Here is a 21,578-nt window from a genome sequence, read left to right on the forward strand (position 1 = left end):
GTTACCGGTACGCCACCGCGGGATGGCGAGCGGTCACCGACGGTCACCCAGAATTCACCCGGGCGTACCAGCGACGGAGACCGCCGATCAGGAGTCCTTGTGGCGGATGCCCGGTACCCGCTTGCGGAACTCGGCGTTGAACAGATCCTGCACGGCCTCGGCGTCGATCACGCCGTCCAGCCCCTTGAGCCGGCCGGCGATCAGTTGCTGGCAGACCGCCAGCCAGGCCTGCCCCATCGCGAAGGTGAAGGTGGAGGCGACGCCGGCGCTGATCGCTCCCCCGGCGAGGGTGCCGGCGCCGGGGATCAGCTTGAGCAGGTTGGTGAAGGCGGCGCGCCCGCCGACGGTGGCCGCCGAGGTGGAGGCGACCGCCAGCATCGCCGCGCGTTCGAACTTGAGCTGATAGATCTGCGCGATCCGCGCCATCATGCCGAGCTGGATCGGGACCAGCATGGCGGCGTCGGAGAACGGGATCGGGCTCGCGGCCGCGGCGGCCGAACCGGCCGCCGCCGTCGTTATCGCTTTCCGCGCCTCCCGGGCCTTGGCACCGAGATCCACCTGTTGCGACGCGGCGAGGGCTGAGTGGACGGCCTCGGGTGCGACCTGAAAGGTCGCCTGCATCAGGTCGATCAAGCCGTGGACCGACTGACCAGTGAACTGGTCCCTCACCGCGTTGGTCATGAACGGACGGCCACCGACGATCGGCAGCTGGAGGCTCTCCACGTAGCGGCGAGCTGAACGGCATCGGGGTGATAGTTCGGGACACCGTTGTCGAGCTGGGCCGGCACCTGGGTGAAGACCACGATCACCGGCAGGCCGAGCTTGTCGATGCGGCGGATGAACTCGGCCTCGGCCTCCTCGAAGCGGCGGTCCATCCCGCGCACGCAGTACCAGGCCACATGCACCTGCTCGGTGATCGGCTTGCGGCGCTGCTGGGTGACCAGGGCGTCCAGGTCCTTCAGCAGCACCTTGTCATCGCGACCACCTCGAGGCCCTGGGTGTCGACGATGCCGAGCTGGCCGCGATGACCCAGATAGAGGTGCGACCCCTTGGTGACCGGCTCACCGATGCCGGTCGGGGCGACGTTCTCGCCGAAAACCGCGTTCAACAAGGTGGATTTGCCCACCCCGGTCTTGCCGAAGATCGCCAGATTGAACCGGCCCATCACCTCGGCCTGCCGGTCGAACTCCGCTCGGAAGGAGTCGGTGAACCATTGCGCCATGGGCCAAGGGTACGCAGCGCTGCGGAACGCGTGGTTGAATCCCCACCATGTCCTTCCAGGTCCTCGTGCTCTGCACCGGCAACATCTGCCGCTCCCCCGCCGGCGAACTGCTGCTCCAGCACAGTTTGGGCGACTCGGTGACGGTCCGCAGCGCGGGTACGCACGCTCTGGTGGGCAACCCGATCGAACCCCAGATGGCCGCACTGCTCCCCGCCGACATCGACACTGGCGGCTTCGCGGCGCGCCAGCTGGGTGTACGGATGCTGCGGGATGCGGACCTGATCCTGCCGATGACCAGGTCGCATCGCGAGGTGGCCCTGCAGGAGTACCCGGCGGCGCTGAAGCGTACCTTCACCTTCCTCGAGTTCGCCCGACTGCTGCGACTGCCCGAACTGACCGCGACCGCGGCCTCACCCGCCGAGTTCCTGGCCGAGGCGGTGCCGATGGCCGCCGCGCTCCGCGCCGGGGTGCGCGGCACCGATCCCCGTGCCGACGACGTGAGCGACCCCTACCGCCGAGGCGATGAGGCCTTCCGCACCGCGTACGCCGACATCCACCGGGCGACGAGGGCGATCGCCGATGCCGTCGGCGTCAGCCGACCTGCTTGACCAGTTCGTCGCGCCAGACCCGCGACCCCGTCTTATTGGGCAGCACGCCGTCGCGGTCCAGCAACTCGGCCAGCGGTTCCGGGGCCTGGATGAACGCATCGAACACATCCACCGTCGGCACCCTGTTCCGACTCGCCCAGTCGGTGACCGCACGCACCCGGTTGCGCTGCGCCTGCTGAGTGGCACCGCGCTCCGGGTTCTGCAGCATCACCAGCCCCGTGGCGGACGGCGGGATCCTGTTCCACAACCGGTCGAGATCGGCCGAGATCGAACCCTCCGACTCCTGGTGCCCGAAGTTGAGGATCACCAGATCGGTGCCGGCCGGCACCAACTGGTCGAATCGGTTCGTCGCATCCCGCAGGGTCATCCCCGATTCGCTGACATTCCGCAGCACCGTGGAACTTCCCGAGTTGCCCAGGTTGCGGGTACTGGTGCGACCGTTCTCGATGGCGCGCAGTTCGATCCGCCGGTTCGCGGCGAGACTGTCCGCCCACTGGGCGACCCACTTGTCCTCACCGGCCCCGGACGCGTCGCCCAGCACCACGATGTCGAGCTGGTCCTCGCTGCGGACGAGGTCGCGGATCGCCTCGAGTGATCGCTGCCGCGGGGGCGCGCTTGCGGCCGGGGTGGTTCTGGGTGTTGCCGTCGAGGAAACCGTGGGCGCCGGCGACCCGGCCGCCGGCGCGGCCGGTGAGCCGGGACCGTTCATCGGGACGGCGTTCACACTCGGCGGCCGCGCATGCCGGAATGCCAGCACCACCAGGACCATGGTGATCACGGCCAGCACGATCAGGCCCAGCACGGGCCACCGCTTCAGCTGCATCTCACCCACCCGATCCCGTGCGGTGCGTTCACTCGCGCGCCTGGCGCGGGGTCAGCACGAGGTCGTCCGGACGCTCCCCCGAGGGCGCGGCCCGCCGGCCCGTCGCAGCGCTGCTCGAGCGCTGTCGCCCGGGCTCGGAGCCGTAGGCGTAGTAGCCATAGGCATCCCCACGCTCCTTGCGGCGCACCATGTTGAGCACCACACCCTGCACCTTGACATCCACCGTTTCCAATGCAGCAAGGGATTCCGCAAGCTGGGGTTTCTTGACCCGTTCGATCCCGGTCACCAGCAGCGCGCCACCGACGAGCTTGCCCAGCACCAGTCCGTCGGAGACGGGCAGCAGCGGCGGCGAGTCGATCAGCACCACATCGTATTCGGCCAGTGCCTCATCGAGCAGCGCACGCATCTGCGCGGAATCGAGCAGCTCGGTGGGGTTGGGCGGCACCACACCGGAGGTCAGAACATAGAGATCCGGGTGACCCGAGAACGGCTGCACCAGGTCCGACAGGGTCGCCTGACCGGCCAGAATCGTGGAGAGTCCGGCGGTCCCGACCAGACCGAAATTGTCGGCCACCGTGGGCCGTCGCATGTCCGCATCGATCAGCAGGGTTCGGTTTCCGGCGTCCGCCATCGCCAACGCCAGGTTCGCCACGGTGACCGACTTTCCCTCACCCGGCACCGAGGAGGTGACCACCAGGGCGGTACGCCCCTGCGGTGCGGCCACGAACTGCACGTTGGTCCGCAGCCGGCGATAGGCCTCGAACCGCTGATCGGTGTGCGCCCCGAGCTCGAGCGGATGCTCCGGCGTACCGGCCACGTAGGGAATCGAGCCCACCTGGGAGGCGGTGGTCACCGCCGCGACATCGGCCTCGTTGCGGACCCGGGTGTCGAGACGCTCGCGCACCAGCGCGGCGGCGAACCCGAGCGCCAGGCCGAGCAGCAGCCCGAGCGCGAGATTCTGTGCCACCTTGGGAGAACTCGGGCTCGGCGGGGGCAGCGCCGGAGAGATGGTGGTGGCCTTCACCGTGTCCTGGCCGTCACGCTTGGGCGACAGCTCACGGACGGTTTCGGCGACCTGGTCACCGATCGCGTTGGCGATCCGCGCGGCGCTCGCCGCATCCGGATCGGTGACCGTCACCTCGACGATCACCGTCTTCTGCGGAACGGTCGTGGTCACCCGCCGGGCGAGTTCGGCCGGGGTGCTGTTCAGCTGCAGCCGTTGGATCACCGGGCCCAGCACCAGCGGCGAGGCAGCCACCTCCGCATAGGACTGCACCTGCTTCTCGGCATAGGTGCTGCCCTGGGCGAGGTCGCTGGCGCTGGCGGCTCCCTGGACCGCGAAGAGTATGGAGGTTCTGGCCTGGTACTGGGGTTGCATCAACAGGGTGGCAAGCGCCGCGAGCGATACTCCGCAGAGCGCGATCGCCGCGATCATCAATGATCTGCGGCGCGCCAGCCCCAGATAGTCACGCAGTTCCATAACGTCCTTCCGGCCGGTCGGCGGCAGCATGGCCGCCGCGAGTTGGGGGTGTTCCTGCTCAGCCCTCGAGGGTGGCCGTCTGTCAATCAGACCTCGAGGGTGGTCGTGCCAGCCTATTTCATCGCATGCTAAGTTCTGCACGTCCACCCCCTGGATCGAAGGACCGGCATGAGCCCCCGCATTCCGGCCGCGTCGCCCCCACGACCGCGCCATCTTCAGTTGGCACTGGGTGACGCCCTCGCCTGGGGCGTGGCGACCCTGGTCGTCCTGGGTGGCCGATACGACTTCGAGTTGAAGCGGGTGCTCTGGGCGGAGGTGTTCGCCTATCTCGCCGCCGCGATCCTGCTGCATCTCGTCCTCGGCTGGTTCTTCCGGCTCTATCGGGGTCGCTATCGCATCGGCAGTTTCGAGGAGAGCCTCGGGCTCGGACTGGTCACCTTCATCAACTGGGCGACGCTGTGCCTGATCTTTCTGATCTTCCGGCCGGCGATGCCGCGCGGCCTGGTCGTTCTCGCCCCGATCGCTGCCCTGGCGGGAATGGCCGCGGTACGCCTGATGGCTCGGGTCTACCTCAACCGCATCGCTCCCAATGCCGAAGCGGAGAAGGTGCTGATCTACGGCGCCGGCAACGCGGGTACGCAGCTGTGCCGCCTGCTCGACCAGGATCCACACGCGCCCTACGTGGTGGCCGGGATGATCGACGACGACCGCGGCAAACGCAATCTTCGGATCGGTCGCCATCCGGTGCTCGGCACCGGCAGCGAACTGCTCGAAGTCGCCGCCGCCAGCTCGGTCCGGACGATCATCATCGCCATCCCGACCGCGAGCCCGGAGTTCCTCCGCGAGACCATCGGGGCCATCGAGACCGCGGGCCTGAACGTGCTGATCCTGCCGCCGATCCGGGAGATGATCAACGGTCGGGTCAAGGTGGACCAGTTGCACCAGGCCGACGTGGCCGACCTGTTGGGACGACCCCAGGTGAAGACGGACCTGTCCCAGATCGCCGGTTACCTGAACGGCAAGGTGGTGCTGATCACCGGTGCGGGTGGGTCGATCGGCTCCGAGATCGCCCGTCAGGTGCACGGATTCGGCCCGCAGGAACTGGTCCTGCTGGACCGCGACGAGTCCGGCCTGCACGGGGTGCAGTTGTCCATCTACGGCAAGGGTCTGCTCGACACCCCGGACATGGTGCTCTGCGACATCCGGGACCCGGCAGCCCTGGACCGGGTCTTCGCCCGCCACCAGCCGCAGGTGGTCTTCCATGCGGCCGCGCTGAAGCATCTGCCGATGCTCGAGCAGTATCCGAGCGAGGCCTGGAAGACCAACGTGCTCGGCACTCTGAACGTGCTGGACGCCGCCCAGCGGCACGGGGTGACCCACTTCGTGAACGTGTCCACCGACAAGGCCGCCGACGCCACCTCGATCCTGGGTCGGTCGAAGCGACTGGCCGAGCAGCTCACCGCCTGGTACGCACAGCACCACCGCGGTGTCTGGCTGTCGGTGCGGTTCGGCAACGTGCTCGGATCTCGCGGATCGGTCCTGCACACCTTCATCCGCCAGATCGCCGAAGACCTTCCGATCACAGTCACCCATCCCGACATCACCCGTTATTTCATGACGATTCCGGAGGCCTCGCAGCTCACCATCCAGGCCGGTGCGCTCGGTGATCCGGGGGACGTGCTGGTGCTGGACATGGGTGAACCCGTCCGCATTCTGGACGTCGCCGAGCGCCTGCTCAAACAATCCGGGAAGCAGATCCCCATCCACTACACCGGGCTCCGGCCGGGTGAGAAGGTGCACGAGGTCCTGTTCAGCCGCAATGAGCAGTCGACCCTCACCAGCCATGAGCTGATCAGTCGTGTCGGCGTACCCCCGGTTGGCCCGGACGATCTCCCTCGGTACTGTTTCGTCACCGCTCCGGCGCGGGCAACCCCGCGTGCCCGGCCGACGCCGGCGCACGAACCGATCTCGGAGGGGATTGCGCTGTGACTCGCGATCAGGACCAGTTGTCATTCTTCGCTGACGACACCGAACCGACACCCGACGATCAGCCCGCCAAGGCTGAGACCGCTCCCCGACGCCGCGGCACGCGACGCGCGCTGATCGTGCTGCTGTCATTGGTGGCGGTGCTGGCGATCGGCGCGGTGGCGGCCGTCGGCTTCTACACGACCCGGTTGAACAAGGCCGTCTCCCAGATCCAACGCGACGATCTGATGCCCACGCGTCAGGATCCTGCCCCGGCCGCGATCCCGACGCCCACCGCGGTTCCGCCCGGCGGGCTCAATTACGTCCTGCTGGGCACCGATTCCGCCCCCGGGGACGCTGGTCGCTCGGACTCCCTGATGGTCGCGCACATCCCGAAGGACCGCTCCAAGATCTATCTGATCTCCTTCCCCCGGGACTCCTGGGTCGACATCCCCGGCCGCGGCAAGGGGAAGATCAACTGGGCGTACGCGTTCGGCGGCGCCCCCCTCACCGTGTCCACCCTGGAACAGTTGTTGAACGTCAAGATGGACCACACCGCGGTGGTGGACTTCAGCGGATTCATCGCACTCACCGAGGCACTCGGTGGCGTCGAGGTCTACAACAAGAACAACTTCAGCGCCGGCGGGTATCGCTTCGAACAGGGCTGGATCACCGTCCGCGGCGAACAGGCACTGGCCTTCGTCCGGGAGCGCAAGAGCCTGCCGAACGGCGACCTGGACCGTGCCGAGAACCAGCGTGCCGTCGTCACCGCCATCATGGAGAAGGCCAGCAAACCCGAGACCCTGGCCAATCCGGTCGCGGTGGACCGCTTGCTGACCGACGCCTCGAAGGTGGTCAAGGTCGACCGCGGGTTGAGCGACGACGAGATCCGGAAGACCGCGACGTCGATGCGGATCACCCGATCGAGCGACATCGTCTCCACCCAGGCGCCCATCGTCGGTTTCGGTTGGGCCGGTGACCAATCGATCGCCGTGGTCGATGAGAAGCAGACCGCCGAACTGGCCAAAGCACTGCGCGAGGACACGATGGATGACTATCTGAACCGGTTCCCCAAGTCCTGCACCGGCCCGGACTGTTGACCCTCCGGACACCCACCGGCCGGATCCCCTGCCCCGCAAGCAAAGGACCACGCGTTGCCCACCACTGATCTCGTCGTCGTAGGCCTTGGCTACGTCGGTCTGCCGCTGGCCCAGCAGGCGGCCCGCAGTGGGCTCACCGTGCGCGGCTTCGACATCGACGCCGCGGCCGTGGACTCCCTGAACGACGGCAGGTCCCACATCGACGACCTCACCGATGCCGACATCCGCGAGATGCTCGATGCCGGTTTCACCGCGACGGCCGACCCCGGCAGCATTCGGGACGCGGCCGTCGTGACGCTGTGCGTACCCACACCGTTGTCGCCGCTCGGCGGGCCGGATCTCTCGGCCCTGCTGTCGGCCGCAGCCACGGTGTCGGAGAACCTGAGCCCGGGGACCCTCGTCATCGTGGAGTCGACCACCTATCCCGGCAGCACCGAGGAGGATGTGCTGCCCGTTCTGGAGCAGTCCGGGTTGACGGCAGGAGAGCAGTTCGGGCTCGCGTTCTCACCGGAGCGCGTGGATCCGGGCAATGCGACCTTCGGCATCAAGAACACCCCCAAGGTCGTCGGCGGCCTCACGCCCGAGTGCACCGACCGCGCCGCCGCGTTCTACGGTCGCTTCGTGGACAGTGTCGTCCGTGCCCGCGGCACGCGCGAAGCGGAGATGGCGAAGCTGCTCGAGAACACCTACCGGCACGTGAACATCGCGCTGGTCAACGAGATGGCCAAGTTCTCACACGAGATGGGCATCGACATCTGGAACGTGATCGAGTGCGCGTCGACGAAACCGTTCGGGTTCCAGGCGTTCCGGCCGGGACCGGGCGTCGGCGGGCACTGCATCCCCATCGATCCCAACTACCTGTCCTACAAGGTGCACGCCGATCTGGGGTATCGGTTCCGGTTCGTCGAACTGGCGCAGGAGATCAACGCGGGCATGCCCGCCTACATCGTCCAACGGGCCCAGTCGATCCTGAACGGTGATGCGTTGCCGCTGGCGAACTCCCGGGTGCTGCTGCTCGGTGTCACCTACAAGCAGGACATCGCCGATGCCCGCGAATCACCGGCGGTGGAGATCGCCGAACGGTTTCTGGCGGCCGGGAGCGATCTGCGGTTCCACGACCCGTTCTTCGAGCAGTGGACGGTCGGTTCGCGGACCCTGGACCGCGTCCCGGACGTCGTTTCGGCCGTGGCCGAGGCGGATCTGGTCGTGCTGCTGCAAGCACATGCGGCGTACGCCGATGGGACGATCACCAACGGCGCCAAGAGATTGTTCGACACCCGCGGACGGCTCAGCGGTCAGGGAGTCGCGCAGCTGTGAGCGCCCATGGAGGGATCCACGACGCGACCTTCGCCATCACCGGTGGAACCGGCTCGTTCGGTTCGACGATGGCCGCCCAGTTGCTCGACCGGGGCGCCCGGCAGATCCACATCTTCTCCCGGGACGAGGCCAAACAGGACGCCATGCGGCGCCGCTTCGGCGACGAGCGGCTCCGTTTCTTCCTGGGTGATGTGCGTGACAAGGACTCGATCGTCCCGGCGATGGCGGGTGTCGACTACGTCTTCCACGCCGCCGCCCTGAAACAGGTCCCGTCCTGCGAATTCTTTCCGCAGCAGGCCGTCAAGACCAATGTCATCGGTTCCCAGAACGTCCTCGATGTCGCCGCCGCGAGCGGGGTGCGCTCGCTGGTCTGTCTCTCCACCGACAAGGCCGTCTATCCGGTGAACGCGATGGGCATGTCCAAGGCACTGATGGAGAAGACGGTGCAGGCATTCGCCCGCAACCACCCGGACTCCCAGATGACCGTCTCGCTGACCCGCTACGGCAATGTCATGTATTCGCGTGGTTCGGTGATCCCCCTCTTCGTCGAGCAGCTCACTCAGCACAAACCGCTCACGGTCACCGAACCGTCGATGACCCGTTACCTGATGTCGCTCACCGAGTCGGTCGACCTGGTCCTGCACGCGTTCTTCCACGCGACCTCGGGTGATCTGTTCGTGCAGAAGGCGCCCGCATCGACGGTCGAGGTGCTGGCACGGGCCGTGTCCGAGCTGCTCGGACATCCCGATGCCGAGATCAGGACCATCGGCATCCGGCACGGGGAGAAGATGCACGAGACCCTGCTGAGCCGGGAGGAGATGGCGAAGGCGGAGGATCAGGGCAGCTACTTCCGCGTACCGCTGGATGCCCGGTCGCTGCAATACGAGCTGTACTTCGATGAGGGCGACCGTACGATCACCCGGGACCGCGACTACGACTCCCAGAACGCCCTGCGCCTGGATGTGGCGAGCACGAAGGAATGCCTGCTGCAGCTGCCCGAGATCCAGCGACTCGTGAAGGACGTGCCATGCGGGTGCTCCTGACCGGCGCGGCCGGTTTCCTCGGCTGGCACACCCGCTGCCGGCTGCACGCCCTCACCGAGCATGACGTCGTCGCGGTGACGCGAACCACCTGGGACGACCTCCCCACGCTGGCCGCGGATGCCGACGCGATCATCCACGTCGCCGGCATCAACCGCGCGGACCCCGACGAGGTCCGGAACGGCAATGCCGAACTGGCTCGCGCCGTGGCCGCCGCCGCCCGCGCGGCGGAGCAGCCGCCGGTGATCGTCTACGCCGACTCGATCCAGGCCGGCAATGGAACCGCCTATGGGGAAGGGAAAGCGGCCGCGGGTCAGATCCTGGCCGAGACGGCGGACGCGCTCGGTTCGGTGTTCGTCGACGTGCGTCTGCCCAACCTGTTCGGTGAACATGGCCGACCGCACTACAACTCCTTCGTGGCGAGCTTCGTCGACTGGCGCATCAGGAACGAGACACCATCCATCACCGATCGCCCGATCGATCTGCTGCACGCCCAGGACGCCGCCCAGGCGCTCATCGACGGCCTGGCGGCCACCGGATCGGGTGAGACCGCCCCCCAGGGACATCCGACCACCGTCCAGCACGTGTGGGACCGGCTCAGCGTGTTCCACGAGCTGTATCCGGGTCGTGGTGAGATCCCGGCGCTGGCCTCGGACTTCGAGGTCGCGTTGTTCAACACCTACCGCGCCGCACTGTTCCCCACCGCGTACCCGATCGCTCTGACCCCCCGGGCCGATGACCGCGGCCGGTTGGTCGAGACGGTCCGCTCCCACGGTGGGCAGGGTCAGAGCTTCGTGAGCACCAGCAGGCCCGGAGTGGTGCGCGGCGACCACTACCACCTGACCAAGATCGAGCGGTTCGCAGTGCTGACCGGTCGGGCGCGGATCGCACTGCGCCGCATGTTCAGCGACGAGGTCATCGAGTTCGACGTCTCCGGCGATGCGCCGGTGGCCATCGACATGCCGACCCTGTGGACCCACAACATCACCAACACCGGGGACACCGAGGTGCTCACCCAGTTCTGGACCCACGTGCTGTTCGACCCCGACAACCCCGATACCTTTCCGGTGCAGGTCGATTCCAAGGAGTGCACCCAGTGACCAAGGTCATGACGGTCGTCGGCACGCGACCAGAGATCATCCGGCTCGCTGCCGTCATGAAGCATCTGGACGCCAGCCTCGACCACGTCGTCGTGCACACCGGGCAGAACTACGACTATGAGTTGAACGAGATCTTCTTCGACGAACTGGGGCTGCGGAAACCCGATCATTTCCTCAACGTCGACACCTCGAGCCTCGGTGCGGTGCTGGGCGGGGTGCTGACCGGTGTGGAGCGGGTCATCGCGGCGGAGCAGCCCGACGCCGTCCTGGTGCTGGGTGATACGAACTCCTCCATCGCCGCGGTGATGGCCCGGCGGATGCGGGTGCCGGTCTACCACATGGAGGCCGGAAACCGTTGCTTCGATGAGAATGTGCCCGAGGAGACCAATCGGCGCATGATCGATCACGTGGCCGACTTCAACCTCGTCTACACCGAGCACGCCCGCCGGAATCTGCTCGCCGAAGGCATCCACCCCCGCCGGATCCTGTTGACTGGTTCACCGATGCGGGAGGTGCTGCTGGCCCAGCGCCCGGCGATCGACGCCTCCGATGTGCTGGACCGTCTCGAGTTGACCGCCGACGGTTATTTCCTGGTCAGCGCGCACCGCGAGGAGAACGTGGACAGTCCCGAACGATTGTCCGCACTGCTGGACTGTCTGGAAGCGGTGGCGGAAAGGTTCGACCTGCCGATCCTGGTGTCCACCCATCCGCGTACCCGCAAGCGTCTGGAGTCGCTGGGCCGGGAGGTCGATGCGCGGATCGTCTTCCACAAGCCGCTGGGTTTCCATGACTACAACCACCTGCAACTGCACGCCAGATGCGTGCTGTCGGACTCCGGCACGATCGCCGAGGAGTCGTCGATCCTCGGCTTCCGCGCTGTCACCCTGCGGGATTCGATCGAACGCCCCGAAGCACTCGACACCGGTGCGATCATCATGACCGGTCTGGATCCGCAGAATGTGATCGAGGGAGTCGAGCAGGTGCTCCGATCCTCCGCGGCAGCACAGATTCCCGCCGAATACCTGATCGACAACTGCGCCGAGCGGACGGTCAACTTCATCATCTCCACCAGTGCCCGGCACAAGTCGTGGTCCGGATTGCGCTGAGCATGCGCATCGGCTTCATCTCCCAGTGGTACGCCCCGGAGAATGTCTGGGTACCCACCGCGATCGTCGACGGTCTGCGCGCCGAAGGTCACGACGTGGTCGTGGTGACGGGCACGCCCCACTACCCCACCGGTGCGGTGGCCGACGGTTACTCCGCGACGCAGTGGCGGACCGAGACGATCGATGGGGTCCGGGTGCACCGGGTGCCGGAATTTCCCTACCGTGGCTCGGGTCTGCTCGGACGGCTGCTGGGATATGCCTCCTTCGCGGTCACCGCGAGTTGGCGTGCGCTCGCGGAGCTGCGCGACCGTGAGGTGATCCTGGTCTACGGCTCCCCCGCCACCGCGGCCCTGCCGGCCATGGTGCTGCGCGCCCTGACCCGGATCCCCTACGTGCTGCAGGTCCAGGACGTCTGGCCCGATTCGGTCGTCGACTCCGGGTTCGTCCGCCGCTCCCTCACCCTGCGGGCGATCTCGACGATCCTGCACGCCTTCGTGAGCGCCTCCTATGCCGGCGCCGCCCGGATCGTGGCCATCACCCCCTCGGCCGTCACGCTGATCGGCAGGCGCCCCGGGGCCCGCGGCAAGGTCGAGCTGGTCCACAACTGGACCCCCGATCCGGCCGTCGCCGGGGCCGCCCAGACGCGCGGCCTGCGGGCCCGTATCGGTGCCGACCCGGATGCCCCCGTCTTCCTGTACGCGGGTGCGATGGGTGCCCCGCAGAACCTGGGCGCGGTCGTCGACGCCTTCGTGGCCGCCGACCTCGATGCCCATCTGGTGCTCATCGGCACGGGTACCGACCGCCAGGCGCTGCTGGAGCGGTCGGCCGCCGCCGATCGGGTGCACATCCTGCCTGCGGTCCCGCTCCCGGAGGCCACCGCCCTGACCAGGGAAGCGGACGTGGCTCTGGTCTCGCTCGCCGACACCGCCCTGCATCGGGCCACCTTCCCGAGCAAGATCCAGTTCCTGTGCGGGCTCGGCATGCCGCTGCTCGTCGCCGCCCCTGGGGATGCGGCCACCTATGTCACCGACAACGGTGCGGGTCTGGCGGCCGATCCCGCCGATCGCGGCAGCATCACCGCAGCGTTCCGGTGGTTCGCCGCCCTGGGCCGCGAGGACCGGTGCATCCTCGGCCAGGCAGCGCGCCGCTGCTATGACGCGGACTTCGCACCGAGCGTCGGCGCCGGGGCGCTGTCCAGGATTCTGCAGCACGCCGCGGATCCCGATACCGCGGTTGCTGGTTCCCTCCACGTCCAGTCCAAGGATCGGTGACCTGTGGCCAATCGCATCTTCATGTCCTCACCCGATGTCGGGCGGGCCGAGCAGGAGGCGCTGCTGCGCGGGTTCGACAGCGGGTGGATCGCGCCCCTGGGCCCGGAGGTCGACGCCTTCGAGGCCGAGCTGGCCGCACGGTGCGAGCGTGAGCACGCGGTCGCGCTCTCCTCCGGCACCGCTGCGCTGCACCTCGGACTGCTCCACCTGGGTGTGCGACCCGGGGATGTGGTGATGACCGCCTCGATGACCTTCGCGGCGACGGCGAATGCGGTCACCTACACCGGCGCGACCCCCGTGTTCGTGGACGCGGACGAATCCGGGTCGATGAATCCTGAGCTGTTGCAGCAGGCCGTCGCGGACCAGCTCTCCCGAGGCGCCCGGGTGGCGGCCATCGTCCCCGTCGACCTGCTCGGCAAGGTGGTCGACCATGATGCGATCGCCGCGATCGCAAGCCGGCATGGCATTCCGGTGCTCGCCGATGCGGCCGAGTCGCTGGGTGCGCTGCGCAACGGGAAGCCCGCTGCGGCGTACGGTGACGCCGCCGTGCTGTCGTTCAACGGCAACAAGATCATGACGACCTCCGGTGGTGGCGCCCTGCTCACCGACGATCCGCAGATGGCTGAGCGCACCCGGTATCTGGCGACCCAGGCCCGCCAGCCCGTCGTGCACTACGAGCACACCGACATCGGTTACAACTACCGGTTGTCCAACCTGCTCGCCGCCCTGGGGCGGGCGCAGCTCGATCGGTTGACGGAGATGGTCGATCGGCGGCGCGGTTGGCGCAATGCCTATCGTGACCTGGTTTCCGACGTTCCGGGTGTCACGATCTTCAGCGATGACGATGGTGCGGACAATCCGGAGATGACCGGTACGCGGGACAACTTCTGGCTGACCTCGATCCTCATCGATCCGGACGCCTCGGGCCTGGACCGCAACCGGGTGATGGCCGAACTCGCGGACCAGCAGATCGAATCCCGCCCACTCTGGAAGCCGATGCACCGGCAACCGGTGTTCGCGGACAACCCCGCCTATGTCGACGGGACCTCGGAGCGACTTTTCGAGCAGGGGCTGTCATTGCCGAGCGGTTCCGCGATGTCCGACGCGGACTTCGATCGGGTACGCACCGCACTCGCGACCGCCCTGAGGCGTTGAGCGTGGCACCCAGGCTGATCATTGCCGCAGGCCCGTTCTTTCCGGCCCGTACCGGAGGCGGGCCGGTGAAGTCGCTGATGGCCCTGGCTGTCGGCATCTCGCAACGCGGTGACGAGGTCACGGTCCTGGCCGCCGACAGGGATGCCGGTGATCCCGGCCCATTCCCCGAACACCGACGGTTCTCCGCGCCACGGGTGACCGTGGACTACATTCCGTCCGGCAGCCGCGCGGACCAGCTGATCGGGATCGTGCGAACCCTGTGGGGGAAGGAGAACTACACCCTCTACGTCAATTCCCTGTTCAGCCCGACGTTCGGGATGCTGCCGCTTCTCCTGGCCCGATTGCGTCTCACGCGACCCCATCGCGTCGTGCTGGCGACGCGCGGACAGTTCATGCGCAACGCGCTCGCCCACCACGCGCGCCGCAAGCAACTCTTTCTCCCGTTCATCCGGGGTGTGCTCTTCCGCGGGATCGACCTGTTCCACGTCACCAGCCAGGACGAGCGGCAGGAACTCCGGAGTTGGGCTCCGGCGGAACGGATCCGGTTCATTCCGAACACCCGGCTCTCCCGGGATGCGGAGACCCGGAATGCCGAACCGGGGCATCTCACCTATGTCGGCCGGGTCGTGCCGATCAAGAACGTGCATGTGATCTTCGAGGCCCTCACCCGTGCGGATCGGCCGCTCACCCTCACCGTGGTCGGCCCCGAAGAGGATCCCGACTATGCCGCGCTCTGCCGGGCCCGTGAGGCAGCTCTGCCGAACAACGTGACCGTCGAGTGGCGGGGAACGTTGGACGGTGAACAGATCGCGGAGGAACTCTCGCGGACAGAGGTCTTCGTGCATCCGACCCAGGGTGAGAATTTCGGACACGCCATCGCCGAGGCACTGGAGGCGGGTTGCCCCGTCGTGATCGGTGTGCGGACCCCGTGGACCGAGCCGATCCGATCCGCCACGCCGTCACCAGGGGTGGTGCTCGACGACCCGAATGACGCCGACGCCGTCTGGACCGGCATCCGCGCGCTGTTGGACCGGGACGAGCGGACTCGCTCGGACGCGGAGCTGTCCGGCCGGGAGATCGCGCGGCTGGCGAACGGCTCCCGGCAGTTCGAGCCCTATGCCGAGATGTTCTTCGGCCGGCTGGGAAACTGAGGAGGAATCTGGTGCGTATCGCCGTCGTCGGCCCATTGGGCAAGGACAGTTTCGCCGACAACGTCATCGACCAACTGGCGCAGGACGGGCACCAGGTCCGACCCCTCGGGCCGGCGCGTCCGCCCCTCGGCGTACGCAAGGTGGATGCGCTCTTCTCGGTCGTGTCGGACCACCATCTCCCCCTCGACGCACGGCGGCAGGCGCCCATGCGCAAAGAGATCGCGGCCTTCCGGCCGGAGGTGTTGATCACCGTCGATCGACGGCTGCACGCCTCGACGATCGCGGCCGCGAAAGCGACGGGCGCACGGACTGCTCTCTGGTTTCCCGATGCGGTGGGCACCATGGGGTTGCACGACATGTTCACCAACGGCTACGACCGGATCTTTCTGAAGAACCCTGTGCTGACGAACTGGCTGCAACAGGTGCAGGGGTTGCCGGTCCGGTTGCTGCCGGAAGCAGGCAATCCCCGGCGGCACACCTCGGACCTCCCCTATGGCACCCGCCCGGTGGTGGTGCTGGCGGGCAACGTCCATCCGACCCGGGCCGCCCTGCTCCAGCGGATGGTCGATGCGGGGCTCCCGGTGGAGGTCTATGGCTCGGGAATCCCCTCCTGGTTGAATTTCCCGGACCTGTCGAAGGCGCACACGGGCAAGTATCTGACCTGGGCCGACAAGGGGGACGCGTTCCGCTCCGCCCGGATCGTTCTGAACAACCTGCATCCGACGGAGTTCGCCGGCACCAACTGCCGGCTCTTCGAGGGCACCATGTCCGGCGGGCTGGTCATGACCGAGCACCGCCCGGGACTGGAGGAGCAATTCGTTCCCGACGAGGAGGTCGCCACCTTCACCACCTTCGATGAACTCGTCGACAAGTGCCGCTGGCTGCTCGACGATCCGGACCATGGCCGACCCATTGCCGATGCCGGTCGGCAGCGGTCCTTGACCGACCACACCTACGCCGTGCGTCTCGGCGCCCTTCTTGACGAGTTGACCGGCTGACGTGCGCCCTCTCGAGCGGATGGTCAGCGCCGTTCGGCATGCCATCTTCCGCACTGCAGCGGTGAACATCGCCATGCTGATGGCGACCACCATCACAGGCATCCTGGTCGCTCGCAGCCTGGGTGAGTCCGGCCGCGGACAGTTCGCGTCGATCGTCGCGGTCCAGGGCATCGCCTACGTCGTGGGTGAGGTGGGCCAGAGCGTCGCGGTGACCTTCGCCGTGAGTCGCGCCCCCGGGAGCGCGGCACAGGCGCTGGCTGGCAGTCGACGGATCATGATCCCGGCGAGTCTCCTCGTCACCGTGCTGGGATGCGTCGGTGCATTCTTCCATGCCGGTGGTGACCGGGCCGTCTTCGTCGCCTACCTGCTCGCGCTCTGCAGCATCCTGGTCAACGCGCTGGGTGGCCCGGCCCTCTATGCCCTGCAGGCCTGGTCGATCACGGCCTGGAACCGGGTGCGGCTCGCGCAGCCCACCGTCTATCTGCTCTCCGCCGCACTGCTCTTCGCCACCGGACGCCTGACGATCGTGCTCGCCAGTGCCGCCATGCTGGTCAGTTATGCCGTGAGCATGGGGTTCGCGGTCGTCATGGAGCGCCGCCTCCGCCCCCCACCGGCAGCCGATGCAGCTCTCCCGGTGAGTCTGGTGGGTTACGGTCTGAAACAGGCCGGGTCATCCATCCCGGAGGTGCTCTCGGGGAACATCGACCGGGTGCTGCTGCTCGGCCTGGTGGGTGCACCAGCCCTCGGCCAGTACGCCGTTGCTCAATCGGTGGTGAGTGCCGCCGGGCCGATGGGTACCGCGGTCAGCGCGGTGGTCTTCCCGTCACTGGCGGCGGACGTCTCGACAGCTGGGGTGCGGCGTCGACGCGAACTGCGCATCTTCGGCGGCGCCGGCATCCTGACCGCGACCGCGCTGGTGCTGCTCGGACTCGTCTCCGGCTGGGCAGTGCCGTTGCTGTTCGGCGAGGCCTTCCGGCCTGCCGCCCCATTGGTCTGGCTGCTTGCACCCACCGTGCTGCTGCGGGCCCTGTTGCAGGTGAGCGGAACGATTCTTCGAGGACGCGGCACACCCGGCCTGGCGACGATCTCCAATGTCGTGTGTCTGGTCACGACCACCACCCTGCTGATCGTCCTGAGCGCCCGTTTCGGACTGCCCGGCGCCGCGGCCGCCACCGCGATCGGTCAGGCGGCCGGTCTGGCGGTATCGGTCTTCCTGGTCACCCGTCGCGTCACGAATGCGGCGATCAGGTAGGCGAGGAAGACACTGGGGCCCAGCATCAGGGTCGTCATGAAGTCCGTCTCCTGCTTCAGCACGATCGGCAGCAGCAGCAGCGGGAGGAACAGGGGTCGCGGATCATCCTTGGCCCGCGGCAGCCGATCCACGAGCGCAGCCAACAGGCCCAGGACGATCATCCCCGCCGCGACGACTCCCCAGCCACCGTGCCACCAGAGATCGCCGTACGGTGTCACGGCGAAGCTCGTCCGCACCGTCGGCGGCAGGTCGTACATGAGCGCACCCATCTGATATCCGGTGTCCATCACGGGCTTCTCCGCCCAGATGGAACGAGGAATGAAGCCCATCACGGGTGCGGCCAGGAGTTCGGAGGCGTCCTTGTAGCTGATCCGGTCCGGCACGGTGTCCACGATCATCGCCACATCACCCACCCGGGAGAGTCTCAGGAGGGTGTTGTCCGCGCCGGCTTCGTCCGAGTCGGTGGTGAGTGGGGCCGTGACGATGTCCGCCAGGCTGACCCGTTCCAACACCTGCGTGGTCGACATGCGATCCCCGCCCACCTGGACCATGTTCCGGTAGGCCGCGACGGCTGGACTGAGGAACATGAACCAGAAGGCACACAGTGCGATCAGGGGAAGGATGCGGAAGCGTCGCCACCGGTAGTAGGCGAAAAGTGCCGCGATGACATGGATGATGACGTTCTCCTTCATCCCGGAGAACAGACCGATGGTTGCCTGACTCCCCACGATGAGAACCATCACCGCAAAGCGTTTCCCCCCTCGGTCACGCGCCCAGTTCCAGGCGCTGAGGAAGGATGCGACCACACCCAGGCTGTCGAGCATGGCGTACAGCATCGGCAGGGACGAACTCGCCTGCTCACCGTCCGAAAGGTATTCGAAGGTTCCGGATCGGACCTGCGCGATGGTCGAGGCGATCATCAGGGCCCAGAGAATCAATGGCGCCCGCGATGAGGTGTCGGCGCCCCGGCCCTGGCTCGCCACCCGGCCGAGCAGGCGCAGCAGGCCAGCGAGTGCCGTGCTCGGGAGAAGCTTGTATCCCAGAACGAATGCCCAGATGCCGAGAGCTGCCACGGCCGCCGCACGCGGGAACGCGTCCAGCGGGGTCAGCGCGGCGCTGCCGGTGACCGGTTGCAGCCAGCGGAATGTCGTCAGCCCGTAGACCAGTGCGAAGGCGAGGGTGAAGAGCGGGCCGAGTCGCATCCCGCGAATGAAGTCCGCGTTGGCAGGTGTGATCACCACGAAGGTCGCGGCGAAGCCGGCGGCCGCGAGCACGACCCCGGAGGCGACGATCCCGACGGCCACGGACGAGGTCGTCTCCGCGAACAGGTAGCCGACGACTGCGACGAACGCCCAGCCCAGGAAGGCCAGTAGTTTCACACCGTGGCTGTAATCGCGGGTGACCGGCACCTCGGCGGTGAGGCTCGTCTGCACCGTCACCGGACTCCTCCCATCGTGGTCAGGACTCCCTCATAATGCCTGATGAAGTTGCCGAGACAGGCTTCGGTGGAGAACATCTCCACCGCGCGCACCCGAGCCGCCTCGCCCAACTCATCACCGCTCTGCAGGCAGCCTTCGATGGCGAGGGAAAGTCCGTCGGCGATGGCGTCCGCGTCGCCCAGCTCGCACAGATACCCGGTCTCGCCATCCGCGACCGCCGCGCGTGAGCCGTCGGTCGCGGTCGCGGCGACGGGCAGTCCGCACGCCATGGCCTCGATGCTCGAGAGTCCCAGCCCCTCCTCGAAGGATCCCTGCACGAACACACTGGCCGAGCGATAGAGCTCGGGAAGCCCGTCCTGCGGCACATCGCTCAGCACCGTGATCCGGTGTCTGACCGGGGAGTTCTGCAGCGCCTGCTCGGCCACCGGGTAGAGCGTTCCCCGGCCGGCGAGCACCAGGTCGGGCACCGTTGCGTGACGAGTTGCGAGCAGTCCGTACGCCCGGATCACGTTCTCCAATCCCTTGCGTGGTTCGCCGAGCCGGCAGACCGACAGCAGCGGGCCGTCACCGGCTCGCTGGTCCGCCGGGAAGAAGCGCTCGACATCGGTGCCGGGAGGAGCGAAGTGCGCATTCCGCTGTCCGACCGACTGGGTGTAGCGCAGCATCTCCCAGTTCTCCAGGAATGCGACGTCCGCCCGGCGGAGCGCAGGAGCCTCGAGGCGGGCGACCGCATCGGTCATCGCACCGCGCAGCTTCCGCTCGAGCCCCGAGTGCCGGGCCAGGATGCTGGCCCGTTCCCAACTCACCCGCGTGGCCGCCTGCACGGCCACCGGTCGCTCCACGTGCCTGGCCACGGTGGCGAGTGCCGGCCCGCCGCAGACGACCTGGACGAGGTCGTAGCCGTTCAGCTCATCGGTCAATTCCTTGCGTGGCAGGTAACGCATGAACTCCAGCTCGACGGCGTTCGCACCCCAGGCCTGCTGTCCGAGCTCCAGGGTCTCCCCGGCCAGCGTTCGCCGACGCCAGGTCTGCGGGGCCGTCAGACGCCTGCTGAACACGTCACTGCGGGACTCCGCCAGCTCGAGGACGTCGACCTCGAGCCCCCGGGCACGCAGACCGTCGACGAGCCATCTGGCGACCGTCGCCACACCGCCCACGTGGCCGAACTTCTGCGCCACAACCGCAATGCGCATGACCGCCCTTCGAGTTTGGAAATACGATGGAGACCCTACGGCACAAGCAGCAGCGCCGGGCCGATGGTCCGGTGGGTTGCGGAAGGATGGGTAGTGATCTACGACCGGTTGAAGCGGACCTTCGACATCGCCGCGAGTTGTGCCGGGCTGGTCCTGACCGCTCCGCTTCAGGTCGGTATCGCTGCCGCTGTGCTGAAGATCCACGGACGCCCCGTGCTCTTCCGCCAACCCCGTCCGGGCAAGGATGGCGAGGTCTTCGAGCTGCTCAAGTTCCGCACCATGCTGGAACCGGATGCAACCCACCGGACCGACGCCGAACGGCTCACCCGCTTCGGCATCCTGCTGCGCTCCCTGAGCCTCGATGAGCTGCCCAGCCTGTGGAACGTCCTCCGTGGGGAGATGAGCCTGGTCGGGCCGCGTCCGCTGCTGGTCGACTATCTCCCGCTCTACGACGCACGACAGGCGCGCCGGCACGAGGTCCGCCCCGGGATCACCGGCTGGGCGCAGATCAATGGTCGCAACAGCACCCCGTGGGAACAGCGGCTCGAACTCGACGTCGAATACGTGGAGAACCGTTCGCTCACCCTGGACGCCAGGATTCTCCTCGGCACGGTGCTGACGGTCCTGAGACGGCAGGGCATCAACGCCGAGGGAGAGGCGACCGTCGCCAGATTCCAGGGCAGCCGATGATCGCGGCACCGGTGGTGATCGTCGGTGCCGGTGGTTTCGGGCGTGAGGCGGCCGATGTCGTCATCGCCTGCGGCCGTCCCGTTCTGGGTGTGGTCGATGACTCCCCCGCCACCAAAAATCTCGACCGGTTGCGCGACCGGGGGATCCCGCACCTCGGCTCACTGCGCGACCTTCTCACCACCGGGCCGGGTGATGCCCAGATCATCATCGGGATCGGGGATCCCGCCATCCGCAGCAGGCTCGGCGGCGTCCTGGCGGAAGCGGGATTCGAGTTCGCCACCCTGGTCCATCCCCGCGCCACGATCGGCAGTTCGGTGCGGATGGGGCCGGGAACCGTGATCTGCGCCGGGGCCTGTGTCTCCACCAATGTCACCCTCGGCCGCCACGTGCACCTGAACCCGAACTGCACGATCGGCCACGACACCGTCATCGACGACTTCGCCTCGGTGAACCCGGCCGCGACGGTGGGTGGGGAGGTCCGGGTCGGCGCGCGTACGCTGCTCGGCTCCGCCGCCAATGTCCTGCAGGGATTGACGATCGGCACCGATTCCCTCATCGGGGCCTCGTCGCTGGTGACCAGGCACGTCCCCGATCAGGTCGTTGTCAAAGGCATCCCGGGGCGCTGGTGAATGCCGCGCACCCCTTTCGGTCGACGCGTACAGTCGGCA

Annotated in this window: 21 protein-coding genes; 14 read left to right on the plus strand and 7 right to left on the minus strand. The window is 67.5% G+C overall.

Features of this window, described 5'->3' with window-relative positions; all coding sequences use genetic code 11:
* Positions 1 to 87: 87 nt before the first annotated feature.
* The 3 genes from BI335_RS21860 to BI335_RS21870 are packed head-to-tail and all read right to left on the minus strand — an operon-like array spanning position 88 to position 1,222.
* Positions 88 to 621 carry a DUF697 domain-containing protein gene (locus BI335_RS21860; protein ID WP_229119512.1) on the minus strand — a complete coding sequence of 178 codons (534 nt, stop codon included), beginning with the start codon at positions 619 to 621 and terminating at the stop codon, positions 88 to 90.
* Between the two features lie 56 nt (positions 622 to 677).
* Positions 678 to 968, minus strand: coding sequence for a hypothetical protein (locus BI335_RS21865; protein ID WP_229119513.1), 291 nt, complete (start codon positions 966 to 968; stop codon positions 678 to 680).
* On the minus strand, positions 959 to 1,222 hold the full coding sequence (locus tag BI335_RS21870) for a GTPase (RefSeq protein WP_229119514.1): 264 nt from the start codon (positions 1,220 to 1,222) through the stop codon (positions 959 to 961). The genes BI335_RS21865 and BI335_RS21870 overlap by 10 nt, the downstream gene beginning before the upstream one ends.
* 47 nt (positions 1,223 to 1,269) lie before the next feature.
* On the opposite strand from BI335_RS21870, the gene BI335_RS08745 reads away from it, so the two are divergent.
* Positions 1,270 to 1,830: an arsenate reductase/protein-tyrosine-phosphatase family protein gene (locus tag BI335_RS08745; protein WP_094430361.1), complete on the plus strand. Its 561-nt coding sequence runs from the start codon at positions 1,270 to 1,272 to the stop codon at positions 1,828 to 1,830.
* On the opposite strand, the gene BI335_RS08750 is transcribed toward BI335_RS08745, so the two are convergent.
* A complete protein-coding gene (locus BI335_RS08750) occupies positions 1,814 to 2,653 on the minus strand; it encodes an SGNH/GDSL hydrolase family protein (RefSeq protein ID WP_144009095.1) in 840 nt (279 codons plus the stop codon). The two genes, BI335_RS08745 and BI335_RS08750, sit on opposite strands and share 17 nt — an antisense overlap.
* Positions 2,654 to 2,681: 28 nt before the next feature.
* Positions 2,682 to 4,133 (minus strand): tyrosine-protein kinase domain-containing protein, encoded by a 1,452-nt coding sequence (locus BI335_RS21040; RefSeq protein WP_172421801.1) that lies wholly within the window; start codon positions 4,131 to 4,133, stop codon positions 2,682 to 2,684.
* Positions 4,134 to 4,301: 168 nt separating this feature from the next.
* Between BI335_RS21040 and BI335_RS08760 the strand changes: the two genes are divergently transcribed.
* From BI335_RS08760 to BI335_RS08810, 11 genes are read left to right on the plus strand one after another with little or no spacing between them, the layout of a single operon-like run.
* Positions 4,302 to 6,122 (plus strand): nucleoside-diphosphate sugar epimerase/dehydratase, encoded by a 1,821-nt coding sequence (locus BI335_RS08760; protein WP_094430365.1) that lies wholly within the window; start codon positions 4,302 to 4,304, stop codon positions 6,120 to 6,122.
* Complete coding sequence (locus tag BI335_RS08765; protein ID WP_094430367.1) at positions 6,119 to 7,198, plus strand: LCP family protein; 1,080 nt, start codon at positions 6,119 to 6,121, stop codon at positions 7,196 to 7,198. Before BI335_RS08760 ends, BI335_RS08765 begins: the two co-directional genes overlap by 4 nt.
* A gap of 54 nt (positions 7,199 to 7,252) precedes the next feature.
* Positions 7,253 to 8,515, plus strand: coding sequence for a nucleotide sugar dehydrogenase (locus BI335_RS08770; protein WP_094430370.1), 1,263 nt, complete (start codon positions 7,253 to 7,255; stop codon positions 8,513 to 8,515).
* A complete protein-coding gene (locus BI335_RS08775) occupies positions 8,512 to 9,558 on the plus strand; it encodes a polysaccharide biosynthesis protein (RefSeq protein ID WP_324252830.1) in 1,047 nt (348 codons plus the stop codon). The genes BI335_RS08770 and BI335_RS08775 overlap by 4 nt, the downstream gene beginning before the upstream one ends.
* On the plus strand, positions 9,543 to 10,655 hold the full coding sequence (locus BI335_RS08780; RefSeq protein ID WP_094430373.1) for a polysaccharide biosynthesis C-terminal domain-containing protein: 1,113 nt from the start codon (positions 9,543 to 9,545) through the stop codon (positions 10,653 to 10,655). Before BI335_RS08775 ends, BI335_RS08780 begins: the two co-directional genes overlap by 16 nt.
* The gene (wecB, locus tag BI335_RS08785; RefSeq protein ID WP_229118021.1) at positions 10,652 to 11,761 is read left to right on the plus strand and encodes a non-hydrolyzing UDP-N-acetylglucosamine 2-epimerase; all 1,110 of its coding nucleotides are present in this window, start codon (positions 10,652 to 10,654) and stop codon (positions 11,759 to 11,761) included. The genes BI335_RS08780 and wecB overlap by 4 nt, the downstream gene beginning before the upstream one ends.
* Before the next feature lie 2 nt (positions 11,762 to 11,763).
* Complete coding sequence (locus BI335_RS08790) at positions 11,764 to 13,032, plus strand: glycosyltransferase family 4 protein (RefSeq protein WP_094430375.1); 1,269 nt, start codon at positions 11,764 to 11,766, stop codon at positions 13,030 to 13,032.
* Positions 13,033 to 13,035: 3 nt separating this feature from the next.
* Positions 13,036 to 14,187 (plus strand): DegT/DnrJ/EryC1/StrS family aminotransferase, encoded by a 1,152-nt coding sequence (locus tag BI335_RS08795; RefSeq protein WP_172421803.1) that lies wholly within the window; start codon positions 13,036 to 13,038, stop codon positions 14,185 to 14,187.
* 2 nt (positions 14,188 to 14,189) lie between these two features.
* Positions 14,190 to 15,338, plus strand: coding sequence for a glycosyltransferase family 4 protein (locus BI335_RS08800; protein WP_144009097.1), 1,149 nt, complete (start codon positions 14,190 to 14,192; stop codon positions 15,336 to 15,338).
* An 11-nt stretch (positions 15,339 to 15,349) separates the two neighbouring features.
* A complete protein-coding gene (locus tag BI335_RS08805; protein WP_094430378.1) occupies positions 15,350 to 16,336 on the plus strand; it encodes a CgeB family protein in 987 nt (328 codons plus the stop codon).
* A gap of 19 nt (positions 16,337 to 16,355) precedes the next feature.
* Positions 16,356 to 17,588: an oligosaccharide flippase family protein gene (locus BI335_RS08810; RefSeq protein WP_094430381.1), complete on the plus strand. Its 1,233-nt coding sequence runs from the start codon at positions 16,356 to 16,358 to the stop codon at positions 17,586 to 17,588.
* Here BI335_RS08810 and BI335_RS08815 read toward each other — a convergent pair.
* Positions 17,519 to 18,997 carry a hypothetical protein gene (locus BI335_RS08815; RefSeq protein WP_144009098.1) on the minus strand — a complete coding sequence of 493 codons (1,479 nt, stop codon included), beginning with the start codon at positions 18,995 to 18,997 and terminating at the stop codon, positions 17,519 to 17,521. The genes BI335_RS08810 and BI335_RS08815 overlap by 70 nt on opposite strands.
* A gap of 26 nt (positions 18,998 to 19,023) precedes the next feature.
* A complete protein-coding gene (locus tag BI335_RS08820; protein WP_094430385.1) occupies positions 19,024 to 20,220 on the minus strand; it encodes a glycosyltransferase family 4 protein in 1,197 nt (398 codons plus the stop codon).
* 93 nt (positions 20,221 to 20,313) lie between these two features.
* On the opposite strand from BI335_RS08820, the gene BI335_RS08825 reads away from it, so the two are divergent.
* Entirely contained in the window at positions 20,314 to 20,910 is a 597-nt protein-coding gene (locus BI335_RS08825) for a sugar transferase (protein ID WP_324252367.1), read from the plus strand.
* Positions 20,907 to 21,539 (plus strand): acetyltransferase, encoded by a 633-nt coding sequence (locus BI335_RS08830; protein WP_094430387.1) that lies wholly within the window; start codon positions 20,907 to 20,909, stop codon positions 21,537 to 21,539. Before BI335_RS08825 ends, BI335_RS08830 begins: the two co-directional genes overlap by 4 nt.
* Positions 21,540 to 21,578: the final 39 nt, after the last annotated feature.

The sequence above is a fragment of the Enemella evansiae genome, assembly GCF_002250705.1.
Taxonomy (GTDB): domain Bacteria; phylum Actinomycetota; class Actinomycetes; order Propionibacteriales; family Propionibacteriaceae; genus Enemella; species Enemella evansiae.